The organism is Micromonospora inositola (assembly GCF_900090285.1).
In the GTDB taxonomy this organism is placed as follows: domain Bacteria; phylum Actinomycetota; class Actinomycetes; order Mycobacteriales; family Micromonosporaceae; genus Micromonospora; species Micromonospora inositola.
In genome coordinates, this window is the sequence record NZ_LT607754.1 from 2,289,860 (window position 1) to 2,308,547 (window position 18,688).

At 73.5% G+C, this 18,688-nt stretch carries 18 protein-coding genes; 12 read left to right on the forward strand and 6 right to left on the reverse strand.

The genetic code is table 11. The features are described 5' to 3' along the window. Positions 1–106: 106 nt before the first annotated feature. From GA0070613_RS10940 to ispF, 3 genes are read left to right on the forward strand one after another with little or no spacing between them, the layout of a single operon-like run. Positions 107–592 (forward strand): CarD family transcriptional regulator, encoded by a 486-nt coding sequence (locus GA0070613_RS10940; RefSeq protein WP_089012187.1) that lies wholly within the window; start codon positions 107–109, stop codon positions 590–592. A 54-nt stretch (positions 593–646) separates the two neighbouring features. Further along, positions 647–1,342: a 2-C-methyl-D-erythritol 4-phosphate cytidylyltransferase gene (gene ispD, locus GA0070613_RS10945; protein WP_089012188.1), complete on the forward strand. Its 696-nt coding sequence runs from the start codon at positions 647–649 to the stop codon at positions 1,340–1,342. A gap of 16 nt (positions 1,343–1,358) precedes the next feature. Continuing rightward, positions 1,359–1,841 (forward strand): 2-C-methyl-D-erythritol 2,4-cyclodiphosphate synthase, encoded by a 483-nt coding sequence (ispF, locus tag GA0070613_RS10950; RefSeq protein ID WP_089012189.1) that lies wholly within the window; start codon positions 1,359–1,361, stop codon positions 1,839–1,841. A 46-nt stretch (positions 1,842–1,887) separates the two neighbouring features. Here ispF and GA0070613_RS10955 read toward each other — a convergent pair whose 3' ends face one another. After that, positions 1,888–2,403 (reverse strand): hypothetical protein, encoded by a 516-nt coding sequence (locus GA0070613_RS10955; protein WP_231929748.1) that lies wholly within the window; start codon positions 2,401–2,403, stop codon positions 1,888–1,890. A 199-nt stretch (positions 2,404–2,602) separates the two neighbouring features. Between GA0070613_RS10955 and GA0070613_RS10960 the strand changes: the two genes are divergently transcribed. Both GA0070613_RS10960 and GA0070613_RS10965 read left to right on the forward strand, forming a co-directional pair. Then, entirely contained in the window at positions 2,603–3,958 is a 1,356-nt protein-coding gene (locus GA0070613_RS10960) for a BTAD domain-containing putative transcriptional regulator (RefSeq protein ID WP_089012190.1), read from the forward strand. Positions 3,959–4,070: 112 nt separating this feature from the next. Next, positions 4,071–5,096, forward strand: a complete 1,026-nt coding sequence (locus tag GA0070613_RS10965) for a tetratricopeptide repeat protein (RefSeq protein ID WP_089012191.1) — start codon at positions 4,071–4,073, stop codon at positions 5,094–5,096. Positions 5,097–5,229: 133 nt separating this feature from the next. Here GA0070613_RS10965 and GA0070613_RS10970 read toward each other — a convergent pair whose 3' ends face one another. Then, positions 5,230–6,396: a homogentisate 1,2-dioxygenase gene (locus GA0070613_RS10970; protein WP_089012192.1), complete on the reverse strand. Its 1,167-nt coding sequence runs from the start codon at positions 6,394–6,396 to the stop codon at positions 5,230–5,232. A 94-nt stretch (positions 6,397–6,490) separates the two neighbouring features. Here GA0070613_RS10970 and GA0070613_RS10975 point away from each other — a divergent pair, with 94 nt between their 5' ends. The 4 genes from GA0070613_RS10975 to GA0070613_RS10990 all read left to right on the forward strand — a co-directional run bounded on the left by GA0070613_RS10975 (position 6,491) and on the right by GA0070613_RS10990 (position 10,576). Then, a complete protein-coding gene (locus tag GA0070613_RS10975; protein ID WP_089012193.1) occupies positions 6,491–7,348 on the forward strand; it encodes a hypothetical protein in 858 nt (285 codons plus the stop codon). After that, positions 7,345–8,544 (forward strand): fumarylacetoacetase, encoded by a 1,200-nt coding sequence (gene fahA, locus GA0070613_RS10980; RefSeq protein ID WP_089012194.1) that lies wholly within the window; start codon positions 7,345–7,347, stop codon positions 8,542–8,544. The genes GA0070613_RS10975 and fahA overlap by 4 nt, the downstream gene beginning before the upstream one ends. Positions 8,545–8,672: 128 nt before the next feature. After that, entirely contained in the window at positions 8,673–9,155 is a 483-nt protein-coding gene (locus GA0070613_RS10985) for an SRPBCC family protein (protein WP_089012195.1), read from the forward strand. Positions 9,156–9,322: 167 nt separating this feature from the next. Further along, positions 9,323–10,576, forward strand: a complete 1,254-nt coding sequence (locus GA0070613_RS10990; RefSeq protein WP_089012196.1) for an outer membrane protein assembly factor BamB family protein — start codon at positions 9,323–9,325, stop codon at positions 10,574–10,576. 23 nt (positions 10,577–10,599) lie between these two features. Here GA0070613_RS10990 and hisC read toward each other — a convergent pair whose 3' ends face one another. Genes hisC through hppD form a run of 4 tightly spaced genes read right to left on the reverse strand, consistent with a single transcriptional unit; the run spans position 10,600 to position 14,600 of the window. Beyond that, a complete protein-coding gene (gene hisC / locus GA0070613_RS10995) occupies positions 10,600–11,703 on the reverse strand; it encodes a histidinol-phosphate transaminase (RefSeq protein WP_089012197.1) in 1,104 nt (367 codons plus the stop codon). Next, positions 11,700–12,629, reverse strand: coding sequence for an RDD family protein (locus GA0070613_RS11000; RefSeq protein ID WP_089012198.1), 930 nt, complete (start codon positions 12,627–12,629; stop codon positions 11,700–11,702). The genes hisC and GA0070613_RS11000 overlap by 4 nt, the downstream gene beginning before the upstream one ends. Beyond that, a complete protein-coding gene (locus GA0070613_RS11005; protein WP_089012199.1) occupies positions 12,626–13,390 on the reverse strand; it encodes an RDD family protein in 765 nt (254 codons plus the stop codon). The genes GA0070613_RS11000 and GA0070613_RS11005 overlap by 4 nt, the downstream gene beginning before the upstream one ends. Positions 13,391–13,400: 10 nt before the next feature. Further along, positions 13,401–14,600, reverse strand: a complete 1,200-nt coding sequence (gene hppD, locus GA0070613_RS11010; protein ID WP_089012200.1) for a 4-hydroxyphenylpyruvate dioxygenase — start codon at positions 14,598–14,600, stop codon at positions 13,401–13,403. A gap of 139 nt (positions 14,601–14,739) precedes the next feature. On the opposite strand from hppD, the gene GA0070613_RS11015 reads away from it, so the two are divergent. From GA0070613_RS11015 to GA0070613_RS11025, 3 genes are all read left to right on the forward strand, one after another. Beyond that, a complete protein-coding gene (locus tag GA0070613_RS11015; RefSeq protein ID WP_089012201.1) occupies positions 14,740–15,225 on the forward strand; it encodes an Lrp/AsnC family transcriptional regulator in 486 nt (161 codons plus the stop codon). A gap of 123 nt (positions 15,226–15,348) precedes the next feature. Next, positions 15,349–16,749, forward strand: a complete 1,401-nt coding sequence (locus tag GA0070613_RS11020; RefSeq protein WP_408630979.1) for a PQQ-binding-like beta-propeller repeat protein — start codon at positions 15,349–15,351, stop codon at positions 16,747–16,749. An 84-nt stretch (positions 16,750–16,833) separates the two neighbouring features. Continuing rightward, positions 16,834–18,501 carry a fumarate hydratase gene (locus GA0070613_RS11025; RefSeq protein ID WP_089012202.1) on the forward strand — a complete coding sequence of 556 codons (1,668 nt, stop codon included), beginning with the start codon at positions 16,834–16,836 and terminating at the stop codon, positions 18,499–18,501. Positions 18,502–18,688: the final 187 nt, after the last annotated feature.

The window sequence follows — 18,688 nt, forward strand, 5'->3', positions numbered from 1 at the left end:
AAATACCTCTCACAGGGCCCCTGAGCTGCGCCAACGGTCAGGACAGCGGTGAGACATCGGTGCCTGACCGTGTTACCCTAGACACAGCGAAAGGGGTTTCGAACCTATGGTTTTCAGTGTCGGCGAGACCGTTGTTTACCCCCACCACGGGGCCGCACTCATCGAGGCAATCGAGACTCGGGTCATCAAGGGCGAGCCTAAGCAGTACCTCGTCCTGAGGGTCGCGCAGGGTGACCTGACGGTCCGGGTGCCCGCCGAGAACGCCGAGATCGTGGGTGTGCGCGAGGTGGTCGGCGAAGAGGGCCTGGGCAAGGTCTTCGACGTGCTCCGTGCACCGCACACCGAGGAGCCGACCAACTGGTCGCGGCGTTACAAGGCGAATCTGGAGAAGCTGGCCTCCGGTAACCCGCTGAAGGTCGCCGAGGTCGTCCGCGACCTGTGGCGCCGGGAGCGGGAGCGGGGCCTGTCCGCGGGCGAGAAGCGCATGCTCGCCAAGGCCCGCGACATTCTGGTCGGCGAGGTCGCGCTGGCGGAGAAGAGCACCAAGGACGAGGCGGAGTCGTTGCTCGACAAGGTGCTGGGCGAGGCCTAGTCCCCACAGCATCGTCGTACCCACCCCGTAGCAAAGAAATCCGAGGACCGCGACGTGACCGCGCAGCTCAATCCGCGCGGTGACGTCGCGGTCCTCGTTCCTGCGGCGGGTGCCGGCGTACGCCTCGGCCCGGGCGCGCCCAAGGCCCTCCGGCCGCTCGCCGGCGAGCCGCTGCTGGTGCACGCGGTACGCCGGATCGCCGCCGCCCCGTCCGTACACACCATCGTGGTGGCCGCCCCGGCGGCCGACGTCGAGTCGGTCCGGGCGATGCTCGCCCCGGTGGCACCGGTGACCGTGGTGCCTGGTGGCGCGGAGCGGCAGGCCTCGGTGGCCGCCGCGCTGGCCGCCGTCCCGGCCGGCCCGGAGATCGTCCTGGTGCACGACGCCGCCCGCGCGCTCACCCCGCCCGAGCTGGTCGAGTCGGTGGCCGAGGCGGTCCGCTCCGGCCACGACGCGGTGATCCCGGTCCTTCCGGTGGTCGACACGATCAAGCAGGTCGGCGCCGGCGAGCGGGTCCTCGGCACGGTCGACCGGTCCGCGCTGCGGGCCGTGCAGACGCCACAGGGCTTTCGCCGCTCCGTGCTGACCGCCGCGCACGCCGCCGCGGGTGACCCGCTGACCGACGACGCCGGCCTGGTCGAGAAGCAGGGCGTCGCGGTGACCTGCGTGCCCGGCTCCGAGCACGCCCTCAAGATCACCCGACCGTTCGACCTGGCCCTCGCCGAGCACCTGCTGGCGGCCGGGGCCTGACGCGTACCCTCGGCTCATGATCGTTCCTCGGGTGGCCATCGGCACGGACGTGCACGCCTTCGAAGCCGGCCGGCCCTGCTGGATCGCCGGCCTGCACTGGCCGGGCCAGGACGGCCTGGCCGGCCACTCCGACGCCGACGTGGCCGCGCACGCCGCCTGCAACGCGCTGCTCTCCGCTGCCGGTCTCGGCGACCTGGGCGCGAATTTCGGCGTCGATCAGCCCGAGTGGGCCGGCGCGCCCGGGGTGGCGCTGCTCACCGAGAGCGCCCGGCGGGTCCGCGCGGCCGGCTTTCGGATCGGCAACGTCTCGGTCCAGGTGGTCGGCAACCGGCCGAAGATCGGTCCGCGCCGCGAGGAGGCGCAGCGGGTGCTCTCCGAGGCCGTCGGCGCCCCGGTCACCGTCTCCGCCGCCACCACCGACGGGCTCGGCTTCACCGGCCGCGGCGAGGGGCTCACCGGCATCGCGGTGGCCCTGGTGTACGAAGCGCCGACGGCCTGACGCGGGGACCCGGGCCCCCGGGCCCCCGGGCCCCCGCCCGCGCGGCTCAGTCCACGTCGGTGCAGACGTTGTGGGTCGTGCCGTGCAGCATCGTGATCGTCTTCTCGAAGGTCGGGGTGAACTCCACCCGGAACTGCCCGTCGACGATCCACAGCCCCTTCGGCAGCGAGCCGGCGTTCTCCCGGAAGCCGAGCAGCACCGGCCCGGTCACGTACCAGGTCATCGACCCGTCCGTGGCGTAGTCGACCAGCGAGGTGCCGCTCGCGTCCGCCGTCGAGGTGGCCCCGGTCTCCAGGTTCGTCACCCTGTCGATCAGGGCTCCGGTGAACAGCTCCCGCTTCGGCGAGCCGTCCGGGTACGTCGACAACGTCAGCTTCCGCACCTCGTCCACGATCGGCTCCACCCGTACGGCGAAGTCGCAGCGCGCCCCGGCGGGCAGCTCGAACCCCGCCTGCGGGGCCGGCTCCCACGCGCCCGGCGCGATGTCACCGCTCGCCGCGGACGCCGGGCCGGGAACGGCCGCGACGACAGCGGCCACGACCGACGCCAGTGCGGCACTCATCCTGAAACGCATGATCACTCCATCCGTGCCGGTGGTCAGGGCCGGACCAGGATCACCGGCGGCACTCACCACCCGCTCACCGTGCGACCTCCCCGGTGAGCACCCGACGCCGCCACTCACCACGCCGTTCGCCGCGGGACCCACCATTCGGTCACCGGTCCCGACAACCGTCGGCGCGGGCCAGGCTGTCCTGACTGGTATGGAGTTCCGCCTGCTCGGACCCTTCGAGGCTCGTCACGAGGGTCACCCCGTCGAGATCGGAAGCCGACGCCAGGAGCGCTGCCTCCTCGGTGTCCTGCTGCTCGACGCGGGACGCGTGGTCACCACGGACCGCCTCATCGACCTGCTCTGGAACGGCAGCCCGCCGGCCTCGGCCCGCGGTGCGGTGCAGACGTACATCGGCCGGTTGCGGGGGTCGCTGACGCCGTACGAGGTGCGGATCAGCACCCGCGGCCACGGGTACCTCGTCGAGGCCGACGGGCACCGGATCGACGTCGAGGAGTTCGGCGACCTCGTCCGGCGGGCCAGCGCCGCCGCCGATCCCGCCGAGCGGGTGCGGCTGCTCGACCGGGGGCTGGCGCTCTGCCGGGGACCGCTGCTCGCCGACGCGGCCGACGACGAGCTGCGCGACCGGCTGCAGGGGACGGTCGAGGAGCTCCGGCTGGTCGCCGTCGAGCTGCGCGCCGAGGCGCAGCTCGCGCTCGGCCAGCACGCCCGGGCGATCGCCGAGCTGGTGCCCCTGGCCGCCCGGCACCCCACCCGGGAACAGCTCGTCGCCACCCTGATGACCGCCCTGTACCGGGGCGCCCGGCAGGCCGACGCGCTGCGGCTGTACCGGACCACCCGGGAGCTGCTCGTGGCCGAGCTGGGCGTCGAACCGGGGCCGCGGCTGCGGGAGGTGCACCGCCGGATCCTCCGCGGTGACGACCGGCTCGACCGGCCGGGGCGGCCGGTGTACGAGGTGCGGGTACGCGACGAGAGCCTGCCGTGGAGCGTCGGGGGTCACCCCGCGCTGGACTTCTGCAACACGTTCGCCGGGTGGGGACACGAACCGCCGCTGCCCGGCGCGGAGTGGCTGCGCGGCTACCGCACGCTGGCCGTGTGGGCGGGCCACGTCGGCCTGATCGACGACGTCTCGGTGAACCGGCTCCTGCATCTGGGTCGGCGGGACCCCGACCAGGCCGACGCGGTGCTCACCGAGACCCGGCGGCTGCGGACCGCGCTGTACGCCTGCCTGACCGACCCGGACGACCGGCCGGCATTCGACACGGTCGCCCGGCACGCGGAGGCCGCCGCGAAGCTGCTGGTGTTCCGGCGCGACGCCGACGGCCGGGGGCGCTGGTGGCCCGACCTCGCCGGCGGGCTCCGGTTGCCCCTGCACGCCAGCGCGTGGAGCGCTGCCGAGCTGCTGGCCGACCCGCGCCGGTTCACCGTCCGCAGCTGCCCTGACGAGCGGTGCGGCTGGCTCTTCCTGGACGAGAGTGGCCTGCGGCGCTGGTGCAGCCTGGGCACCTGCGGCCGCCCGGCGGCGCGGTCGGCGTGCCACAGCGCCTGACCGGGCAGTCCCGCCGGCCGACCCGCTCGTCGTCCGATCCGGTGCGCTGCCGGTCGGCGATCGGGCGCGACCGCCCCGGCGGCGCCCCGGGACACCGCACTAGGCTCGCCGGATGTCGAGTGACGCCGCTCCCGACCAGTCCGCCGCCGACGGCTACCTCCAGCGCGCGCAGCTCCTCGCCGAGCTGGGCCGCTACGACGAGGCCGCCGGTGAGCTGGGCTTCGCCATCGCGATGGACCCGGCGAACGCCGAGGCCCTGACCATGCTGGCCCGGGTGCACCTCGCCGCCGACCGGTCCGCCGAGGCGCTCACCGCCGCCGACGCGGCCGTCGCCGCCGCCCCGGGCGCCGTACCGCCGCTGGTCGCGCGCGGGTTCGCGCTGGCCGACCTGAGCGAGTTCAAGGCCGCCGCGGGGACCGCCGACGAGATCCTGGCGCTCGGCCCGACCGATGCGTACGCCCAACGCAGCGCCGCCGCGATCCTGGCCGGCTCGCGCAACGGTCAGCAGGCGCTCAACGCCGCCTGGCGGGGCGTCGAGCTGGCCCCGGAGGAGCCGCAGGCGCACCTGGTGCTCGGTCTGGTGTCGGCCCGGCTGGAGGTGTACGACCTCGCCGAACGGGCCTACCGGGAGGCGCTGCGGCTGGACCCGGAGCTGGCCGTGGCCCGGCACGACATGGGCGTCATCCGGCTGGAGCAGCGCCGCTACGCCGAGGCGCTGGAGCACCTGGTCGAGGCGGCCGCGCTGGATCCGGCGGGGACGGACTCCGGGCGTACGATCGCGGACGGGCTGCGCCGGCTGGTGCTCTACGGCGCCGGCTGGTCGCTGATCGCGACCGTGCTGGTCGCCTTCCTGGGCCCGGCCGGACCGGGCTTCTCCCGGGTCTTCGCGGCCCTGGCCGCGCTCGGCGGGGCGCTGGTGGTGTGGCGCCACTCGACCCGGGTGCCGGGACTGCTCCGCACGATCCTGCCCGGCCTGCTCCGCTCCGACCGGACGCTGGCGTTGGCGCTCTACGCGGTGGCCGCCGGGCCGGTGCTGCTCCTGCTCTACGCACTGGTCGGGACGCCGTGGCCGCTGGTCGCCGCGATCGCCGCCGCGTCGTTGGCCGAGTTCGCGGTGTTCGCCCGTTCCTCGAAGTGACCGGTGGTCGCTGTGGGGGGGGTTCGCCGGAGCCCGACGGGCTCCGGGCGGTCAGGCTTGATCCCGCCGCCGGTCGGGCTCGGGCGAAACCCTGTGCCGGTCGGTGTCCGCCCGGCGAAAACCCCCAGCGCAACTAAGGACGACGGGCCCAGGTCCAGGCGTAGCCGGAGTCCTCGCACGCCGACGCCGCGTCGCAGAGGTCCAGTGGCCGGAAGGTGTCGACCATGACGGCCAGCTCGTCGAAGAAGTCGACGCCGATCGAGCGCTCGGCGGCCCCCGGCTGAGGGCCGTGGGTGAAGCCGGACGGGTGCAGCGAGATCGAGCCCTGCTCGATGCCGGAGCCGCGCCGGGCCTCGTAGTTGCCGCCGGTGTAGAAGAGCATCTCGTCGGAGTCGACGTTGTGGTGGTTGTACGGCACCGGGATGGCGTCCGGGTGGTAGTCCACCTTGCGGGGCACGAACGAGCAGATCACGAAGTTCGGGCCCTGGAAGGTCTGGTGCACGGGCGGTGGCTGGTGGATGCGCCCGGTGATGGGCTCGAAGTCGTGGATGGAGAAGGCCCACGGGTACATGTGCCCGTCCCAGCCGACCACGTCGAACGGGTGGTGGGCGTAGACGTACCTCGTCCAACCGCGACGGTGCCGGACCAGCACCTCGACGTCGGTGTCGTCGACCAGCAGCGGCGCGTCCGGTCCCCGGACGTCCCGCTCGCAGTACGGCGAGTGTTCCAGGAACTGGCCGCGGACCGAGAGGTAGCGCTTGGGCGGGCCGATGTGACCGGCCGCCTCGACGGCGAGCAGCCGGGTCGGCTCGTCGCCGGTGGGCACCAGCCGGTGGATGGTCGAGGTGGGGATGATGACGTAGTCGCCGGCCACCGCCTCCAGCACGCCGAACGGGGACTCCACCCGCAGCGAGCCGGACTCCAGGTAGAGGCAGTGGTCGCCGGTGGCGTCGCGGAACAGCGGGGATGGCCGGTCGGCCAGCACGTACGCGATCCGGACGTCGTCGTTGGCGAGCAGGTACTGCCGGCCGAGCACCGGGTCCGCGCCGGTCCCGTCGAGCTTGTGGGTGCGCAGGTGGCGCGGCTTGAGCGGCAGGTTGGGCACTCGGGCGAAGGCGGGCGGGGTGAACTCCTCGGCGGCGACGATCGCGGTCGGCGCGTGCCGGTGGTAGAGCAGGGACGAGTCGGAGGAGAAGCCTTCCTGGCCGACCAGCTCCTCGGCGTAGAGGCCGCCGTCGGGCTGGCGGAACTGGGTGTGGCGCTTGCGGGGCACCTCACCGACGCTGCGGTAGTACGGCATTTCGCCTCCCGTTATGTCCCGTTCTCCGGCCGGTGACGTCCGATAATCGGACGCGGTTGTCCGTTCCTTGTAGCGTCCCGTAAATTCTTGTCTCGTGTCAACGCAGGTGCCCCGCCTCTTCGCCGGTCTCGTCGACGACGCCGCCGTCTTCCCGCCCGGCAGCGCCGCGCTGCCCGACGCGGTGGTCGCCCACCGGCGGCACCGCACCGCCTGGTACGCCGACCTGGTCGGCCCGCTGCTGCTGCCCGCCTCGACCCTGCCGGAGCTGCCCGACCTGCTCGACCCGGACGAGCCGATGGCGGTCGGCGTCATCGCCGACGTGCCGATCGGCCAGCTCGACGCGGCGCTCGCCGAAGCCGACCCCCGGATCACCGTCCGGCAGGTCGAGGCGGCCGTCGCCAAGCGCGGCGAGGACCCGCAGCCAGGCCTGGCCGAGCTGGTCAAGCTCGCCGAGCGGCTGGGCGGCATCCCCGTCCACGCCGAGATCCCGCTGACCTTCGGGCTGATGGGGGCGCTGGACGCGGTCGCCGAGGCGCGGGCCGACGGGCTACCGGTCGCGGCGAAGTTCCGCACCGGCGGGCTGGCCGCCGAGCTCTTCCCGACGCCGATCGAGCTGGCCGCGGTGATCTCCGCCTGCCGGGACCGGGAGCTGCCGTTCAAGCTGACCGCCGGGCTGCACCACGCGGTGCGACACCGCGACCCGGAGACCGGCTTCACCCACCACGGCTTCGTCAACGTGCTCGCCGCCGCGCTCGCCGCCAGCGACGGCGCCGAGGTGGACGCGGTGGCCGAACTGCTCGCCGCCACCGACCCGGTCCGGCTGGCCGAGCGCGCGCGGGCCGACCGCGACGCGGGGCGTCCGCTCTGGATCGGGTACGGCTCGTGCAGCATTGAGGAACCACTGACCGATCTGATCCGGCTGGGGCTGGTGAACGGGGGCTACGAGGAATGACCTGGGTGACGGGTGCGGACGGTTCGCCGTACGGGGTGCGGAATCTGCCGTACGGGGTGTTCCGGCGCGGCGGGCAGGAGCCGCGGATCGGCGTACGGATCGGGGACTTCGTGCTGGACCTGGCCGGCGCGGAGGCGGCCGGTCTGGTGCTGGCCGCCGGGGCGCTCGGCCGACCCACGCTGAACGACTTCATGGCCCTCGGCCGCCCCCAGTGGACCGCCGTCCGGCAGCGGATCACCGAGCTGCTGACCGACTCCACCCACCGTCCGGCGGTGGAGCCGCTGCTGGCGCCGCTGCGCGAGGTGGAGCTGCTGCTTCCGATCGAGGTTGCCGACTACGTCGACTTCTACTCGTCCGAGCACCACGCGGGCAACGTCGGGCAGATCTTCCGCCCCGGCCAGCCGCCGCTGCTGCCCAACTGGAAGCACGTGCCGATCGGCTACCACGGCCGGGCCGGCACCGTGGTGGTCTCCGGCACCCCGGTCGTGCGCCCCCGCGGGCAGCGGGCCACCGCGCAGGGCCCGACCACCGGCGCCTCCGTGCGCCTGGACATCGAGGCCGAGGTCGGCTTCGTGGTCGGGGTGCCGAGCGTGCTCGGCGACCGGGTCCCCGTGGCCGACTTCGCCGACCACGTCTTCGGTGTGGTGCTGGTCAACGACTGGTCCGCCCGCGACATCCAGGCGTGGGAGTACCAGCCGCTCGGCCCGTTCCTCGGCAAGTCCTTCGCCACCTCGGTCTCGGCCTGGGTGACGCCGCTGGACGCGCTGGCGGACGCCTTCGTGCCCGCCCCGGACCAGGACCCGCCGGTGCAGGAGTACCTGCACGACACCCCGCACCTCGGGCTGGACCTCAGGCTGTCGGTCGAGTGGAACGGCGAGCGGGTCAGCGAGCCGCCCTTCGCCACCATGTACTGGACGCCGGCCCAGCAGCTCGCCCACCTCACCGTCAACGGCGCGTCGCTGCGTACCGGCGACCTCTACGCCTCCGGCACCGTCTCCGGGCCGGACCGTGGCCAGGTCGGCTCGTTCCTGGAGCTGACCTGGGGCGGCGCCGAGCCGGTCAAGTTCGCCGACGGCGGCAGCCGCACGTTCCTGGAGGACGGCGACACGGTCACCATCACGGCCACCGCGCCCGGACCGGACGGCACCACGATCGCCCTGGGCGAGGTCACCGGCAGGATCCTCCCCGCCCGCTGAACCCGCCGTCCACCGGTCCCCGGTCGCACCCACTGTGCGACCGGGGACCGCGCACCGGTGGCGGAAATGTCACCGAGGGCTCCCCGTTCCCGTTCACGCGCCGTACCGTGGACGACACGGGAGGTGTCATGTCGACGGTGACGGTTACCGCATTCATCGAAGCGCAGGACGTCGACGTCTGGCGGCTCCTCACCGACCTCTCCGCCCGGGCCGGCTGGCTCTCCGCCGTCGGCGCGGTGGAGGTGCTCAGCACCGGGGCCTTCGCCCCCGGCACCGCCTGGCGGGAGACCCGGCTCCGGCCCGGGGGCGACGAGCAGTCCGAGGAGTTCCTCGTGGTGGAGGCCGTCGCGCCGCACCGGCTGGTGCTCAGCTCCCCGGGGGCCGGCGTGGACTACCGGATCACCTGGACGCTTCGGACGGTCGAGCGGCGCCGACGCGGCTGCACCCAGGTCACCGTCGAGCAGGAGGCCGTGCCGACCGCCCCGTACGGCCGGGTGCTGGCCCTGATCCTCGGCGGCCTCGCCGCCCGCGCGGTCGAGGGCGCCCTCCGGCGTGACCTGGCCGACCTGGCCCGCGCAGTCGCCCCCGCCTCCTCCGCCGAGGCCGCCTGAGCCGCCAACCCGGCTCCGCCGGCCCGGCCTGACGACCGCCTGAGCCGCCGACGCGGCTCCGCCGGCCCGGCCTGACGACCGCCCGCCCCCGCCGACCGGGCCCGGCGGCTCGACCTGACCGGGATGTGAGGGGTTCCGCTGGGTAGGGTGCCGGGCGGAGGTGCGGCATGGGGTTGCCCGAGGGGCGGCGGCGGATCACGGCGGCGGTCGCGGCGGTGCTCACCGTCGCGGTGGTCGCCGCCATCGTCTACCGCGTGCTTGCTCCCGCCGAGGTGATCACGCCGGCCCGGGCCGCGTACCCACCGGCGGCGACCCCGCCCGTGGGGGTGATCGGCCGGCTGCCGGTGGCGCCGCTGATCGTGGACGGCCGGCTGCGGGTCTACGCCGGCACCCGGCAGGTGTACGCCGACCAGCCGATCGACGGGAAGCACCGGGTCACCCCCTTCTGGTCGTACCGCCGCTGGCCGGCGAAGCTGGCCGGCGTGCTGGCCAGCGGCACCATGGTGGTCACCCGCTGGTCGGACGGGGCGCTGGTCGGACTGGACAGCCGTACCGGGCGGGTCACCTGGCGGGCCGACGGGCCGGAGCCGGGGGCCGTCGTGAAGCCGCGCCGCACCGGCGCGAGCACCGTCTGGGACCCGAACGGCCTGCACGTCACCCGGACCGGGGACGGCCGCGAGGTGCTGGTGGTCGTCGGCGCGCGCCGGCTGGTCGGATACGACCTGGCCGGCCGGGGGCAGCTCTGGGAGGCCGACGTGCAGTCCGGCTGCCGTACCGACGTGGGGACCACCGCGACCGGCGAGCTGATCGCGGTCGACGGCTGCGCGGGCCCGGCGGCGGTCGAGTTCCGGGACGCGGCGACCGGGGCGGTCCGCACCCGCTGGCGCCCGCCGGGCGGCGCGGACGAGCTGGTGGTGACCCCGGTGGGCTGCGTCGACAGGCACTCGGAGTGCCGGGGGCTGCGGACCGTGGGGTCGGGCGACGACGCCGAGCGGGGCTGGCTGGTCGGCGCGGGCGAGCCGGTGGCCGCGCCCGGCCTGGACGGGCCGGACGCCGAACTGGCCGGAGAGCGGGTCGTCGGCAGCACCGGCGGGGTGCTGACCGGCCGGTCGGCGCGGACCGGCGAGGAGTTGTGGCGGCGGGCCGACCTCGGGCCGGTGCGGATCATCGCCGCGCAGCCCGGGCGGGTGCACCTGCTGACCGAGCGGAACGACCTGGTCACCCTCGATCCGAGCACCGGCGCCCAGCGGTCCCGCTTTGCCATGGACATCGGTCACGACGGCGTGGCCTGGGTGCCCGGGCGGGCGTACGCGGCGGACGGCTACCTCGCCCTGGAACGGCTCCGGGAGGACGCCACCGCGGACTCGGACGACCAGGCGTACTTCCTGATGGCGGAGTCGGTGCTGCTCGCCGCGACGTAGGGCCGCGGCGAGCAGCGGCCGGGTCAGGCCAGCGCCGACTCGGCGGCGGCGAGGAAGGCGTCGTTCTCCGCCGGGGTGCCGATGGTGACCCGCACCCCGTCCCCGGCGAACGGCCGGACGATCACCCCGCGGGCCTCGCACGCCTGGCCGAACTCCACCGCCCGCTCGCCCAGCGGCAGCCAGACGAAGTTGGCCTGGCTGGCCGGCACGTCGGGGACGAGCTTGCGTAGCGCCTCGGTGACCCGGTCCCGCTCGGCGACGACCAGCGCGCACCGGCGCTCCACCTCGTCGGCCTGGGCCAGCGCGGCCAGCGCGCCGGCCTGGGCGGCCATGCTGGTGGAGAAGGGCGTCACCACCTTGCGGACGGCGGCGGCCACCTCCGGGGCGGCGACGAGGAAGCCGATCCGCAGCCCGGCCAGGCCCCACGCCTTGGAGAGGGTGCGCAGCACGACGATGTTGGGCCGGTCCAGGTAGGTGAGGCCGTCCGGCACCTCGGGGTCGGTGACGAACTCCCGGTACGCCTCGTCGATCACCACCAGCACGTCGTCGGGCACCGCGTCGAGGAAGCGGTCCAGCTCGGCCTTGCGGACGGCCGTGCCGGTCGGGTTGTTCGGGTTGCAGACCAGGATCATCCGGGTCCGGTCGGTCACGGCCGTGGCCATCGAGGCCAGGTCGTGGCCGTGCCCGGCGTCGTTGGGCACCCGCACGCTGGTCGCGCCGCTGGTCGCCGCGATGATCGGGTACGCCTCGAACGACCGCCACGAGTAGAGCAGCTCGTCGCCGGGGAGGCAGGTGGCCCGGACCAGGTGCTCGGCCAGCGCCACCGAGCCGCAGCCGGTGGCGATCCGGCCGGCGTCCACGCCGTACCGCTCGGCCAGGGCCTGGCGCAGCGCCACCACACCCATGTCCGGGTAGCGGTGCGAACCGGCCGCCGCCTCGGCGACCGCCTCCACCACGCCGGGCAGCGGGCCGTACGGCACCTCGTTGCTGGCCAGCTTGATCGCCTCGGGCAGACCCAGCTCGCGGGCCAGGTCGGCCGGGCTCCGGCCGGGCACGTAGTTGGGCAGCGCGTCGAGGTCGGCGCGGGTCAGCCGCAGCGGCGGCTGGTGACGTCCGGTGTCGGTCATGGGGTGTCTCCCGGGTGGTTGGCGCGGTCGCGCGGGGCGGTACGGGTGTCGGGCGTGGCGCGGGGCACCTGCACCACCACGGTCTGCGCACGTTTGTCGTGCAGCGCCTGGCGCAGCGGGTGGTCGAAGAGCGGGGACACCGCGTCGACGAACTGGAGCAGCAACCCGAAGCCGGCGCAGTACCAGAGCAGGGTGGGCAGGCCGCCGAGGGTGCTCCACCGCCGGGTCGCCCGTCCGAAGCCGAGTGGCTGGTCGGCCTCGATCGGCACCGCCCGGACCCGCATCACCCGCTTGCCGAAGGTCTGCCCGCTGGAGGCCATCGCCGGCACCTCGTAGGCGAACCAGAGCGCGGCGGCGATCAGCACGATGGCGAGCCACAGCCCGTCGGTGTGCGCGCCGGCGGGCGGTGGCGGTGTGGTGTCACCCGTCTCAGCCCGTCGCCAGACCTCTTGCCAGAAGGGAGCGACCTCAGCGATGAGGCGCCAGACGAACCAGCCGTTCACTGCGACGTTGAGCAGGAACAGGATGCCGAAGTCGATCAGGCGGGCGACCAGTCGGGTGCCGTACGAGGCGAGCGGCAGCCCGTGCGGGCGCGGCTCCGGCGGCCGTCCCGGCCAGGTCGGGTACGGCCAGCCGGGCGGCGGCCCCTGCCGGTGCCCCGGTCCGGGGGCATACCCCGGGCCCGGCCAATGCCCTGGGCCGGGCTGCGCCGCGCCCGGGTGACCGGGGTGCGGCGGGCCGTGACCGGGACCGACGGGCGCGGGGGCCGGGGACGGCGGGGCCGCCGGGGCCGGTTCGGCCGGCGGTGGGCCCTCGGGCGGGGTGGCCTCGACCGGGATCGGCGCGCCGATCCACCCCTCGCCGTCCCAGTAACGTCTGGTCTCGGGCTCGGCGGGGTCGACGTACCAGCCAGGTTGCACAGTCACGGAGCAACCTTAACGACGACGGTGCCGGCGAACTTGTCATGCAGGCACTGCTGCCAGGGCTTGTCCCAGAGCTGCCAGAACCCGTCGACGTAGTTGAGGAAGGGAACCAGCGAGCCGGCGACGAACTCGATCAGGTACCGCTTGCCCGCCATGCCCCGGGTCAGCGTCCGCGTCGGGTCGACCGGGACGATCCGGATGTTCATGGCCTTCTTGCCGAGCGTCTGCCCGGTCCGGTGGGCGTACTCGACGTGGTAGAGCCAGTAGAAGACGAAGAGGACCAGGAGCAGCCCGGCCTCGGCGAGCAGCAGCGGGACGATGAAGTCGCTCATCATCCGCGCCGGGTCGGGCTCGGCCATCGTCCCGTCCGGGTTGACCTTCAGCATGTCGGTGAACATGCGGTACCAGATCCAGGCGAAGAACGGGATGAAGAGCACCATGGCCAGCAGGCTGGCCACGGCGGTGTCGATCAGCCAGGCGAGCAGCCGGTCGGTGAAGCTGGCCAGCGGCTGGCCGTTCGGCGCCAGCGGCGGAGGCGAATAGCCCGGATGCTGATGGCCGGGGTGCGGGTAGCCCGGGTGCGGGTAGCCCGGGTGCGGCGCCCAGCCGGGGCCGGGGCCCGGGTAGGCCGGAATCCCGGCGTACGTGGGTGGGACGTGCTGCGCCGGCGGCGCGTACCCCTGCGGGCCGGTGGGCGGCGCGAAGCCGCCGCCCGCGGGCGGGGGCCCGGCGGGCGGCGGCGGGGTGTTCGGAGGCTGGGTCACGCCGACAGTGTTACAGGTTGCCGCGCTTCTCCTGCTCCCGCTCGATCGCCTCGAACAGGGCCTTGAAGTTGCCCTTGCCGAAGCCGAGCGAGCCGTGCCGCTCGATCAGCTCGAAGAAGACGGTCGGGCGGTCCTGCACCGGCTTGGTGAAGATCTGGAGCAGGTAGCCGTCCTCGTCCCGGTCGACCAGGATCTTGCGGGACTTCAGCTCCTCGATCGGCACCCGCACCTGGCCGATCCGGGCACGCAGCTCCGGGTCCTCGTAGTACGAGTCCGGAGTGTCCAGGAACTCGACACCCGCGGCCCGCATCGCGTCGACGCTGGCCAGGATGTCGTTGGTGGCGACGGCGATGTGCTGGGCGCCCGGGCCCTGGTAGAACTCCAGGTACTCGTCGATCTGCGACTTCTTGCGGGCCACGGCCGGCTCGTTCAGCGGGAACTTCACCTTGCGGGTGCCGCTGGCGACGACCTTGCTCATCAGCGCCGAGTAGTCGGTGGCGATGTCGTCGCCGATGAACTCCGCCATGTTGCTGAAGCCCATGACGCGCTTGTAGAACTCCACCCACTCGTCCATCCGGCCGAGCTCGACGTTGCCGACCACGTGATCGATCGCCTGGAAGAAGCGCTTCGGCTGGATGCCGGCGTCGATCATCGGCTGCCGGTCCACGATCGGGCCGCGGGCGGTGAAGCCGGGCAGGAACGGGCCGGTGTAGCGGGACCGGTCGACCAGGGTGTGCCGGGTGTCGCCGTACGCGGCGATGGCCGCCGTCCGGACGGTGCCGTGCTCGTCGCTCACGTCGTGCGGCTCGACCAGGCCCGTCGCGCCCTGCGCGGTGGCGTGCGCGTACGCGGCGTCGACGTCCGGCACCTCCAGCGCGATGTCGGAGACGCCGTCGCTGTGCTTGGCGACGTGCTCGGCGCCCTCGGCGTCGGGGCGGACCGCGCCGGTCAGCACGAACCGGGCCGAGCCGCTGGTCAGCACGTACTGGGCGTGGTCCCGGTAGCCCTGCTCGGGCCCCCGGTACGCCACGCAGGTCATGCCGAACGCGGTGGAGTAGTAGTGCGCGGCCTGCTTGGCGTTGCCGACCAGGAAGTGCACGTGGTCGAGACCCTTGACCGGGAACGGGTCGCGGCTGATGTCGTGGTCGACGGCGCCGACGAGCGCGTCGACGTCGACCTCGTCGGTCGGTCGGTCGATCGCCTGGGTCATGGTGGCCTCCCTTGCGTACCGGCCGGCCTCGTGGGCCGCCGTTGGTTGCTCGTGTGGCGAGGATCGCGGTGCGCCGCCCGGTTGGGCAACAGTTCGCCGAAATGCTGGTCAGGTTGCACATTCGGTAGGGTGTTACCCCATGAACGCTGGTCAGGATGTACAGCTCGACGAGCTGGACGTGCGGTTGATCGAACTGCTCGCGGCGGATCCGCGGATCGGGGTGCTGGAATGCTCCCGGCGGCTCGGGGTCGCCCGGGGCACCGTTCAGGCCCGGCTGGACAAGCTGGTCGACCGGGGCGTCATCGGTGGCTTCGGGCCGGACATCTCCCCGGCCGCGATCGGCTTCGGGGTGACCAGCTTCGTCACCCTGGAGATCAGCCAGCGGCACGGGCACGACCCGGTCACCGCGCACCTGGCGGCCATCCCCGAGGTGCTGGAGGCGCACACCATCACCGGCTCCAGTGACCTGCTCTGCCGCATCGTGGCCCGCTCGAACACCGACCTCCAGCGCGTGATCGACCAGATCGTCTCGTCCGAGGGCATCACCCGCGCCTCCACGATCATCGCCCTGGCCGAGCAGATCCCCTACCGCACCCTTCCCCTGGTCCGCTCGGCCGTGCGCTGAGGTCCGTTCGGCGCACAACACGCCGACGGGCGAAGAAAGCGTGGCGACACGGATACGCGACAACCGGGGAGGGCGGTGATCGTCGTTACCGTGTCCGATGTGGCGAAGGAGAGCGGCCCGTGCGTGAGGTGCTACGTGTTCCTCGCGCTGATCGTGGTCACCATCCTCGCCGCGACCGGGGTGTGGAACCCGTTCCCGACCGTGTGGGACTGGGTCGACCGGAGCCAGCCGATCTCCGAGCCGGACGTGGTCTGGCAGCAGCGGGTCGGCGGCACCCCGAAGAGCGTCACCATCGCCGGCGACACCGTCATCGTCGAGCAGCGCACCCGGGTGGAGGCGCGCAGCCTCGCCACCGGCACCCAGCTCTGGGAGCGCAAGGCGGACTGGTCGGCGGTGGCCGGCGGCGACCGGGACCCGGTCGTCGCCGTGGGCAAGCTGCTGGTCAAGGGGTACGAGCTGCTCGACCCCACCACCGGGGCGGTACGCCGTCGGGACGGCGACGCGGTGGCGGTCTGGACGTACCGCAACGCGGTCCTCGACGTCCGCTGCGCCCAGCCCACCGACTGCACCCTGACCGCCTGGGAGCCGCGCGGCACCCGGCCACTCTGGACCGCCTTCCTGCCCGGCGTGCACAGCGGCCTGCTCGCCGACAACCCGGACCTGCTCGGCTCCCGCCGGCTCACCGCGCCGCGCATCGACGGCGGGGTGGCCGGTCCGGAGTCCGTCCCGCCGCTGCTCGGCTTCCCGGTCGACGGGCGGGTGCACGTGGTGGACACCGCCACCGGCCGGGTGCTGCAGAACGTCCAGCCCGGCCGGGAGGAACGGCTGGCGGTGATCGGGGGCCGGCTGCTCCGGATCACCGCCACCTCCCGCGACGGCACCTGCTACTTCACCGTCTCCGCCCGGGACCCGGCCACCGCGCAGGAGGTGTGGCGGCGTACCGGGCTGAACCTGCGGACCGCCGACTACGCCGGGTGCGTGCAGCGGGAGGACCCGCAGGGCGCCCGCAACGTGCTGATCGGAGTCGGCCCGGACGGCCGCGAGGCGGTGCTCGACGGGTACGACGGCCGGCTGCTGCAGGTCGGCGGCGACGGGGAGAAGCTGCTCGCCGTCGACGACCGGTACGCGCTGGTGCGCAGCGCCGACAAGCGGTCCATCCTCGGCCGGGAGCTGTCGGTGGACCAGACCCGTTGGACCCGGGCCGCCGGTGGCAAGAGCGGCGCGGCCCTCACCCCGTACGCGGCGGTGATCGCCGAGGAGAAGCCGTCCGGACTGATCGCGGTCGATCCCCGTACCGGCCGCGAGCTCGCGGTCCTGCGGACCACGGCCAACGCTCTGGCGGTCGGCCGGAACGGCATGATCATCGGAGAGGGGCGGGAGATCGGGTACGTCCGCTGGGGCGCCGGAACCTCCGTGCCGCCCCCGCCGGACGAGGGCCCGCTCCCCGGCCCGGACACCGGCCGCACCTGGCAGCCCCCCTCGGACGATGGCAGGTGCGGCCCGAAGCGGGAACTCTGCGACTGAGCCGACGGCGGCGGGTGAGAGCGGCGTCCCAGGACCACCCGGCGGGTGCCACCGATCGACCGGCCTGCCCTAGGCTTTTCGTCCATGAGCAGTGCCGCCGCGTTCTCGTACGCCCCCTTGCTGCCGACCGGTCCCGACCAGACGGAATACCGCCTGGTCACCGACGAGGGCGTCGACGTCGTCGACGGCCCGGGTGGCCGTCGCTTCCTCACCGTGGAGCCGTCCGCGCTGACCGCGCTGACCGCCGAGGCGATGCACGACATCGCCCACTTCCTCCGCCCGGCGCACCTGGCCCAGCTCCGGTCGATCATCGACGACCCGGCGGCCTCGCCGAACGACCGGTTCGTCGCGCTGGACCTGCTGCGCAACGCCAACATCGCGGCCGGCGGGGTGCTGCCGATGTGCCAGGACACCGGCACCGCCATCGTGATGGGCAAGCGCGGCCGGCACGTGCTCACCGACGGCGCCGACGCCGAGGCCATCTCCCGCGGCGTCTACCAGGCGTACACGAAGCTGAACCTGCGCTACTCCCAGCTCGCCCCGCTGACCATGTGGGACGAGCGGAACACCGGCAGCAATCTGCCCGCCCAGGTCGAGCTCTACGCCGAGGACCCGGACGGGCACCCCGACGCGTACAAGTTCCTCTTCATGGCCAAGGGCGGGGGCTCGGCCAACAAGTCGTACCTCTACCAGGAGACCAAGGCGCTGTTGAATCCCACCCGGATGATGCAGTTCCTGGAGGAGAAGCTGCGGCTGATCGGCACCGCGGCCTGCCCGCCGTACCACCTGGCCATCGTCATCGGCGGCACCTCCGCCGAGTACGCGCTGAAGACCGCCAAGTACGCCTCCGCGAAGTACCTCGACGCGCTGCCCACCGCCGGCTCGATGAGCGCGCACGGCTTCCGGGACCTGGAGCTGGAGGCCGAGGTGCTGGAGCTGACCCGCAACTTCGGCATCGGCGCGCAGTTCGGCGGCCGGTACTTCTGCCACGACGTGCGGGTGGTCCGGCTGCCCCGGCACGGCGCCTCCTGCCCGGTGGCGATCGCCGTCTCCTGTTCCGCCGACCGGCAGGCGGTCGCCAAGATCACCCCGTCGGGCGTCTGGCTGGAACGACTGGAGACCGACCCGGCGCGCTTCCTGCCCGACGTCACCGACGAGACGCTGGACACCGAGGAGGTCGTCCGGGTCGACCTGAACCGGCCGATGGACGAGATCCGCGCCGAGCTGTCGAAGTACCCGGTGAAGACCCGCCTGTCGCTGACCGGCCCGCTCGTCGTGGCCCGTGACATCGCGCACGCCAAGATCGCCGAGCGGCTGGACGCGGGCGAGCAGATGCCGCAGTACCTGCGGGACCACGCCGTCTACTACGCCGGCCCGGCCAAGACCCCCGAGGGGTACGCCTCCGGCTCGTTCGGCCCGACCACCGCCGGCCGGATGGACGCGTACGTGGAGAAGTTCCAGGCCGCCGGCGGCTCCCAGGTGATGCTGGCCAAGGGCAACCGGTCCGCCCAGGTGACCCGCTCCTGCCAGCAGCACGGCGGCTTCTACCTCGGCTCGATCGGCGGCCCGGCCGCCCGACTGGCCCAGGACTGCATCAAGCACGTCGAGGTCCTCGAATACCCGGAGCTGGGCATGGAGGCGGTCTGGAAGATCGAGGTGGAGGACTTCCCCGCGTTCATCGTCGTCGACGACAAGGGCAACGACTTCTTCGCCGAGGTCACCAAGCCGGTGCTGACAGTGGGCCGCCGCTGACCGGCGGACAGCTCGAAGCGGCGCCGGGCGGTAAGCCCGGCGCCGCTTCGTCGTCCGGTGCCCATTCGACATCGGTGCGCCCGACCGGGTGGCGACCCGGTCGGGCGCACCGCCCCCGTCGGATGTCGTCACCGACAACCCGGCAAGAGTCTCGGCCCCACCGCTGTCGATCCGCTATCACATCGCT